We start from the raw sequence: 6590 nt of genomic DNA, 5'->3' as shown, positions 1-6590 counted from the left end.
TCATAATTTCGTTAGCAAGGCAACAAAAACGGGCCGTCACTGTAACGACGGCCCTGGATAATGGCAATCAACCCTTGGTCGGGTTAATCCTCGATGGGGGTCAACGCAACGCGCAAGGCGGCGATGGCAGCATCACGCGACGTTTCGTCGGCAAATTCAGCGCTGTCGGCCACGGCAGCACCGTCCAGCCATACGCTGAAGCCTGTGGCCTCAGTGCGTACGTCCAGCGCGTCGCCGCTTTGCAGTTGCTTGGTCACTGCGCCCGCCGCTTTGCCGTCGGCAAAGTTGCGCGACAACAGCAATTGCTCGCCATCGGCCGACAGCAGGCGGAAGCGGAAGCTGCCGTCGTCTTCACGGAAGCTCACGAAGCGCGCAGCCTTCGCGGCTTTCTTCTTGGCCGCCACCGGCGCGGCGGCCTGGTTGACGAACGAGCGCAGGCCCACGGCTTCACGCAGCTCGGCAAGGAACGGCGCGGCCACGGCGCGGGCTTTCTTGGCGCCGATCAGCAGCAGGTCTTCCATGTCCGAGGGGCGCGACATCAACTGGTGGTAACGCTCACGCGGCTCGCTCAGTTGGCTGTCGAGCAGTTGGAACAGGCGGCTCTTCGCCTCGCCCCAGCCCAGGCCTTGCAGCAGATCGGCGCGGAACTCTTGTTCCTGAGCCTTGCTGGCAAACGCCTGGAACAAGGTGAACAGATGCGAATTGTCCGGGTCCTTGGCTTCGCCGGGCGCACGCGAGTCGGTGACGATCCGCGAGATCGCGTCTTTCATGTCCTTGGCGCTGGTGAACAACGGGATGGTGTTGTCGTAGCTCTTGGACATCTTGCGGCCATCGAGGCCTGGCAAAGTGGCGACGCTTTCTTCGATCAACGCCTCAGGCATGGTGAAGAATTCTTTACCGTTGCCGAACAGGTGGTTGAAACGCTGGCCGATGTCGCGGGCCATTTCCACGTGCTGGATCTGGTCACGGCCGACCGGCACCTTGTGCGCGTTGAACATCAGGATGTCCGCCGCCATCAGCACCGGGTAGCTGTACAGGCCCATGCTGATGCCAGCGTCCGGGGCTTCGCCGGCTTCAACGTTCTTGTCCACCGAGGCCTTGTAGGCATGGGCGCGGTTGAGCAGGCCCTTGGCGGCAACACAGGTCAGCAGCCAGGTCAGTTCTGGGATTTCCGGGATGTCGGACTGGCGATAGAAGGTCACCCGGTTCACATCCAGGCCACCGGCCAGCCAGGTCGCGGCGATTTCCATGCGCGAGCGCTGGATGCGCTGCGGGTCATCGCACTTGATCAGGGCGTGGTAGTCGGCCAGGAAGTAAAAGGAATCGGCATTCGCGTCCTGGCTGGCGAGGATCGCAGGGCGGATCGCACCGGCGTAGTTGCCCAGGTGCGGCGTGCCGGTGGTGGTGATGCCGGTGAGGATACGGGTACGAGTCGTCATGGGTAATCGCTTATCAGACTGCTATCAATTCGAGAGGCGCGGCAGCACCAGATCCTTGAGATCGGTGAGCTTGCCATGAAAAAAGTGTCCGCATTCTGCCACTTTCAGCAGCTCATGGGGGCGTTTCAGGGCGGCGGACCAGTCGTACACGGTCTGTGGGTCGACCACTTCGTCGGTTTCCGGCTGGATCAGGGTTAACGGGCAGCCTTGGGGCAGCACGTCGCTATCGCGCAGGCGCATCACCGCAGCGGCAACCATGAACAGGTGCGCAAGCTTTTCGCCCTTGGCTTCCAGGCGGCCGCCGAGACTGGCTGCAACATAACCGCCGAACGAAAACCCGAGCAGGGTGATCGGCAGCTCGGGGTGCTTTTCCCGCAGCCAGGTGGCCGCCGCTTCGGCATCGTCCACTTCACCGGTGGCCATGTCGTGAGTACCGGCGCTCGCGCCGACGCCACGGTAATTGAAACGTAAAGTAATCAAACCAGCATCGCGGGCAGTGCGTTGCAGGGTCGAAACGACTTTATTGAGCATGGTCCCGCCTTGCACCGGGTTAGGGTGGCAGATCAGCGCCAGGCCACGTGGCTCGGGGTGATCCAGGTACAAGGCTTCCAATTGGCCCACCGGGCCAGCGATCAAAACGGGGGTTTCACGCATGAGCAAGGAATGAACTCCGTGACCTCTCAAAGGGTCGACTCGTCTAGCTAAAAGTCTGTGCATGGCATCATTGCGAGCTTAATCGCGGTATACAGCGCAGGTTTGAGCCGTTAACGTAAAGCAAAGCCGTTTATAGAGGAAGGACTCGTGGAACACTCGCTCTTAGTTTGGTTGTTGCCGACTCTTGCCCTGGTTGCCGGTGTCGCCATTGGATTCCTGGTTGCCCGCCTGCTGCCGAATGCCGCGCCTAACCGCACGCAGCGTCAGCTGGATGACATTCAGGAACGTTTTGACAGTTATCAGAACGAGGTTGTTACCCACTTCAACAGCACCGCGACCCTGGTCAAGAAGCTCACCCAGAGCTACCAGGAAGTACAGGATCATCTCGCCGATGGCGCCAACCGCCTCGCCCTCGACGACATCACCCGCCAGCGCCTGCTGGCCGCGTTGCATTCCGATGCACCGCAAGCCCCACGGGAGCGCCTGACGCCACCGCGGGAAAACCAGGAGCCGCCACGGGACTACGCGCCAAAAACGCCGAACGCCCCAGGCATGCTGGATGAGCATTACGGTTTGAAGAAGTAAGTTTTTTCAAACACTAAAAAGCCCGGCTGATCGATGATCAGCCGGGCTTTTTTGTGGGCCTCAATCAAGCAGGCGACACCGGTCAACTGTGGGAGCTGGCTTGCCTGCGATAGCGGTGTATCAGCAAAGCTTCCATTGCCTGACACACCGCCATCGCGGGCAAGCCCGACTCCCACATTGACCGCGTAAGACCTTAAGCCGGTTGTTGCTCCTGCAACAGCCCACCCTCAATCCGCACATGCCGCCCATGAAAACGCTTGAGGCTGCTGCGATGGCCGACACTGACGATGCTCAGACCCGGCAGTTCATCGATCAGCGCTTGATACAGGTTCGCTTCATCCTCTTCATCCATCGCCGAGGTGGCTTCGTCCATGTACAGCCACTGCGGCGCGAACAATAAGGCACGCGCAAAGGCCAGACGTTGCTGCTCACCGGGCGAGAGCATGCGTTGCCAATGGTTGGCCTCATCCAGACGGCTGACCAGATGCGGCAAGCGGCAAGTTTCCAGGACCTGTGCATAACGTTCGGCCGGGTAGGTGCTGTCGTCTTGTGGATAACTCAACACGGCCTTCAGGCTGCCAATCGGCAAGTAAGGCTTTTGCGGCAGGAACAGATAACGCGCCGCCGGCAGGCAAATGCTGCCGTGGCCCGCCGGCCACAAGTCACCCATGGCGCGCAGCAATGTACTTTTACCGCTACCGGAACGCCCACTGAGCATCACGCGCTGGCCAGGCTCTACCGTCATGTCGGCATCGGTGAGCAGGTGGCGGCCGTCGGCCAGGTCCATGCCCAGGTCTTTGACCACCAGTTGCTCGCCTTGCGGGCGCACATCGATGGCCGGAGCACGTTGTTCGTTGCGGCTCATGGCCTCATGAAAACTCAGCAGACGGTCACTGCTGGCACGCCAGCTGGCGAGGTCGGAGTAAGCGGTGATAAACCAGCTGAAGTTGCCCTGCACATTGCCGAACGCCGAGTTGATTTGCATCAGCTCGCCCAGTTCGATCTTGCCGGCGAAATAGCGCGGTGCCGCCACGATAAATGCAAAGACAACCGCGATCTGCTCATAGCCTGCGGTGAAGAATGTCAGGCGCTTGGACACCTTCATGATGTCCCAATAGTTGTGCCAGACCTTGCCGAACCGCGCACTCAAACGTTGATTCTCGTTTGACTCGCCATTGTACAAAGCAATGCTTTCGGCATTTTCCCGCACGCGCACCATGGAGAAACGCAAGTCTGCTTCGAACCGTTGCTGCTGGTTGCTAAGGCCGATCAAACGACGGCCGATCAGGTGCGTCAGCCAACTGCCGACGGCGGCATACAGCAATGCGCACCAGAACATGTAGCCGGGGATGGTGATACCGAACACTTCGATGCTGCCCGACACGCCCCACAAGATAATCGAGAACGACACCAGACTGACCACATTGCGCAGCAGGCCCAAACCCAGAGCTAATGTGTTCAAGGTAAAGCTATTGAGGTCTTCGGAAATCCGCTGGTCCGGGTTATCGGTGTAGCCGCCCTGCTCCAACTGGTAGTAGTTCTTGTTGTTAAGCCAGCGTGCAAAGTGCTTTTCGGTGAGCCACGCGCGCCAGCGAATGGTCAACATCTGGGTCAGATAGAGGCGGTAGACCGCGCCGAGAATAGCCACTGCAGCGATGCCGCAGAAATAGATGATCTGTTGCCAGAAGGCCGCAGTGTCCTTTTTTTCCAGGGCGTTGTAGAAATCCTTGTACCAGTGGTTAAGCCACACGGAAATCGCCACGCTGAACAGCGTCAGACCAATCACCACAGCCAGCAACAACCAGGCCTTGCCCTTCTCTTCACTACGCCAATACGGTGTGATCATCGCCCAGGTTCGGCGCAAGAATTGCCCACGCACCGCGTCGTTGACCGCGGAATACTCAGCGTTCTGATTCATCGTTCAGGCTCTGTAAGAAAATGTGACAGGCGTTTGAACCGATCATAGACGATCGGTTCAGCGCGCTGTGCAGCCTGAAGCAGATTGTTCAGACTTTGTTCAGCGCCGTACAGGACGCTTCTGCAGCTTGCGTTGCAGGGTGCGACGGTGCATGCCCAGGGCACGGGCAGTGGCGGAGATATTGCCTTCGTGTTCGGTGAGCACGCGCTGGATGTGTTCCCACTGCAGGCGGTCCACCGACATCGGGTTTTCCGGCACCAGGGTATCGAGGTCGGCGTGCTCTGAGAGCAACGCAGCCAGCACGTCGTCGGCATCCGCCGGCTTGCACAGGTAGTTGCAGGCGCCGCGCTTGATGGCCTCAACGGCGGTGGCGATGCTGGAGTAGCCGGTGAGGATCACCACGCGCATTTCCGGGTCGAGCTCCAGCAGCTTGGGCAGCAGCACCAGGCCGGAGTCGCCATCCATTTTCAGGTCGAGCGCGGCGTAGTCCGGCAGGTCGGCCTGGGCGATGGTCAGGCCTTCTTCAGCCGAACCTGCGGTGCTCACGCGAAAGCCACGACGGCTCATGGCGCGCGCCATCACGCGGGTAAAGGTGGCGTCGTCATCTACCAGCAACAGGTGCGGCAGTTCTTCGCCTTCGACTTGGATCTCGTCACTCATCGATATCTCCTCGTGCGACACGGGGCAGGCGCAGCTCGGTGAGCGTGCCACCTTCCTCATGACTATAGAGCTTCACTGAGCCGCCCGCGCGGGTCACGCTGGCCTTGCTCAAAAACAGGCCGAGGCCGAAGCCTTTGCCCTTGGTGGTAAAGAAGGGTTTGCCGATCTGTTCGGCAATGGCCAGCGGCACGCCCGCGCCGTGGTCACGAATGCTGATGGTGACGTTTTCCGCGTCCCAGTCCAGCTGCACGCCCAAGCCTTCGGGGCAAGCGTCGGCGGCGTTGTTCAGCAGGTTGAGCAAGGCCTGGGTCAGGTCCGGCGGCGGCGCCATGCGCGGCACACTGCCCTGCCCTAATAGATGAAAACGGTAACTGGCTTCGGGGCGCATCAGGTGCCAGCGATTCAGGGCTTCGTCGAGCCACTGGGTCACGTCCTGCATCTCCACCGCCAGGCGGCGATTGGCTTCGGCGGCGCGCACCAGTTGTTGCAAGGTCTGCTTGCATTGCTTGACCTGTTCGCGCAGCACGCCGAGATCTTCTTGCAACACCGGGTCGTGATGGTCCTGGGTCATTTCGTTAAGCAGCACGCTCATGGTCGCCAGTGGTGTGCCCAACTCGTGGGCGGCACCCGCGGCCTGGGTGGCGACGGCCAGCAATTGCTGGTCGCGCAGGCCTTCTTCGCGGCGTATGGCGCGCAGTTCTTCCTGACGGCGCAGTTCTTCGGCCATGCGTGCAGCGAAGAACGTGATCACTGCAGCAGACAGCGCGAAGCTCAGCCACATCCCGTAGATCTGCAGGTTTTCACGGGCGATGGGAAAGGTTTGCAACGGATAGAACTGCGCCAGCAGCAAGGTATAGAGCGTCAGCGCAATACCCGACAGCACTACCGAATAGCGCCATGGCAAGGTCACGGCGGCGATGGTCAGTGGCACCAGGTAGTAAGAAACAAACGGGTTGGTGGAACCACCAGAGAAATAAAGCAACACACTGTGGATAAACAGATCGCAGGCCAACTGGAGTGCGTATTCCAACTCGGTCACAGGCCACGTGGTACGCAGGCGGATGGCCGTGAACGCGCACAGCACAGTGGAAAACGCCAGGGTCACACCCAGTTGCAGCCACGGCAGCGGCAGCAGGTCGAACCAATAGGCAAGCCCGACGGAGCCGGCCTGTGCGGCCAGTACCAGGGTGCGGATGAACGTCAGGCGCCAGAGGTTCTGGCGTGTGGCGGAAGTCAGTTTTACGGCGGCGAGCATGAGCTCTCCCGGTGAGCGCTGCAGGCGGATCGGCACGAGTATAAACGAAGCAGACCCGCTGGCACGGCGCGTGTGGCTC

The 6590-nt window shown here is 60.4% G+C and carries 7 protein-coding genes; 1 reads left to right on the top strand and 6 read right to left on the bottom strand.

Translation table 11 applies throughout. The features are described from left to right. Positions 1 to 83: 83 nt before the first annotated feature. Positions 84 to 1439: a tryptophan--tRNA ligase gene (locus FEM54_RS01265; RefSeq protein ID WP_138449140.1), complete on the bottom strand. Its 1356-nt coding sequence runs from the start codon at positions 1437 to 1439 to the stop codon at positions 84 to 86. 24 nt (positions 1440 to 1463) lie between these two features. Then, the gene (locus tag FEM54_RS01260; protein ID WP_138449139.1) at positions 1464 to 2093 is read right to left on the bottom strand and encodes an alpha/beta hydrolase; all 630 of its coding nucleotides are present in this window, start codon (positions 2091 to 2093) and stop codon (positions 1464 to 1466) included. Between the two features lie 147 nt (positions 2094 to 2240). On the opposite strand from FEM54_RS01260, the gene FEM54_RS01255 reads away from it, so the two are divergent. Further along, positions 2241 to 2678: a Z-ring associated ZapG family protein gene (locus FEM54_RS01255; protein WP_017138275.1), complete on the top strand. Its 438-nt coding sequence runs from the start codon at positions 2241 to 2243 to the stop codon at positions 2676 to 2678. Here FEM54_RS01255 and FEM54_RS01250 read toward each other — a convergent pair. The 4 genes from FEM54_RS01250 to FEM54_RS01235 all read right to left on the bottom strand — a co-directional run bounded on the left by FEM54_RS01250 (position 2660) and on the right by FEM54_RS01235 (position 6511). Beyond that, positions 2660 to 2854 (bottom strand): hypothetical protein, encoded by a 195-nt coding sequence (locus FEM54_RS01250; RefSeq protein WP_099548363.1) that lies wholly within the window; start codon positions 2852 to 2854, stop codon positions 2660 to 2662. The two genes, FEM54_RS01255 and FEM54_RS01250, sit on opposite strands and share 19 nt — an antisense overlap. Before the next feature lie 17 nt (positions 2855 to 2871). Next, entirely contained in the window at positions 2872 to 4596 is a 1725-nt protein-coding gene (locus FEM54_RS01245) for an ABC transporter ATP-binding protein/permease (protein WP_138449137.1), read from the bottom strand. Between the two features lie 99 nt (positions 4597 to 4695). Further along, the gene (locus tag FEM54_RS01240) at positions 4696 to 5256 is read right to left on the bottom strand and encodes a response regulator transcription factor (RefSeq protein ID WP_003171731.1); all 561 of its coding nucleotides are present in this window, start codon (positions 5254 to 5256) and stop codon (positions 4696 to 4698) included. Beyond that, positions 5249 to 6511: an ATP-binding protein gene (locus FEM54_RS01235; protein ID WP_017138277.1), complete on the bottom strand. Its 1263-nt coding sequence runs from the start codon at positions 6509 to 6511 to the stop codon at positions 5249 to 5251. Before FEM54_RS01235 ends, FEM54_RS01240 begins: the two co-directional genes overlap by 8 nt. Positions 6512 to 6590: the final 79 nt, after the last annotated feature.

The organism is Pseudomonas edaphica, assembly GCF_005863185.1.
Classification (GTDB): domain Bacteria; phylum Pseudomonadota; class Gammaproteobacteria; order Pseudomonadales; family Pseudomonadaceae; genus Aquipseudomonas; species Aquipseudomonas edaphica.
This window is presented reverse-complemented; position numbering and strand designations above follow the sequence as displayed.

Excerpts from the sequence above, each read along its gene's own strand:
- FEM54_RS01245 (WP_138449137.1), bottom strand. The coding sequence starts at position 4,596 with ATGAATCAGAACGCTGAGTATTCCGCGGTCAACGACGCGGTGCGTGGG.
- FEM54_RS01265 (WP_138449140.1), bottom strand. The coding sequence starts at position 1,439 with ATGACGACTCGTACCCGTATCCTCACCGGCATCACCACCACCGGCACG.
- FEM54_RS01240 (WP_003171731.1), bottom strand. The coding sequence starts at position 5,256 with ATGAGTGACGAGATCCAAGTCGAAGGCGAAGAACTGCCGCACCTGTTG.
- FEM54_RS01235 (WP_017138277.1), bottom strand. The coding sequence starts at position 6,511 with ATGCTCGCCGCCGTAAAACTGACTTCCGCCACACGCCAGAACCTCTGG.
- FEM54_RS01260 (WP_138449139.1), bottom strand. The coding sequence starts at position 2,093 with ATGCGTGAAACCCCCGTTTTGATCGCTGGCCCGGTGGGCCAATTGGAA.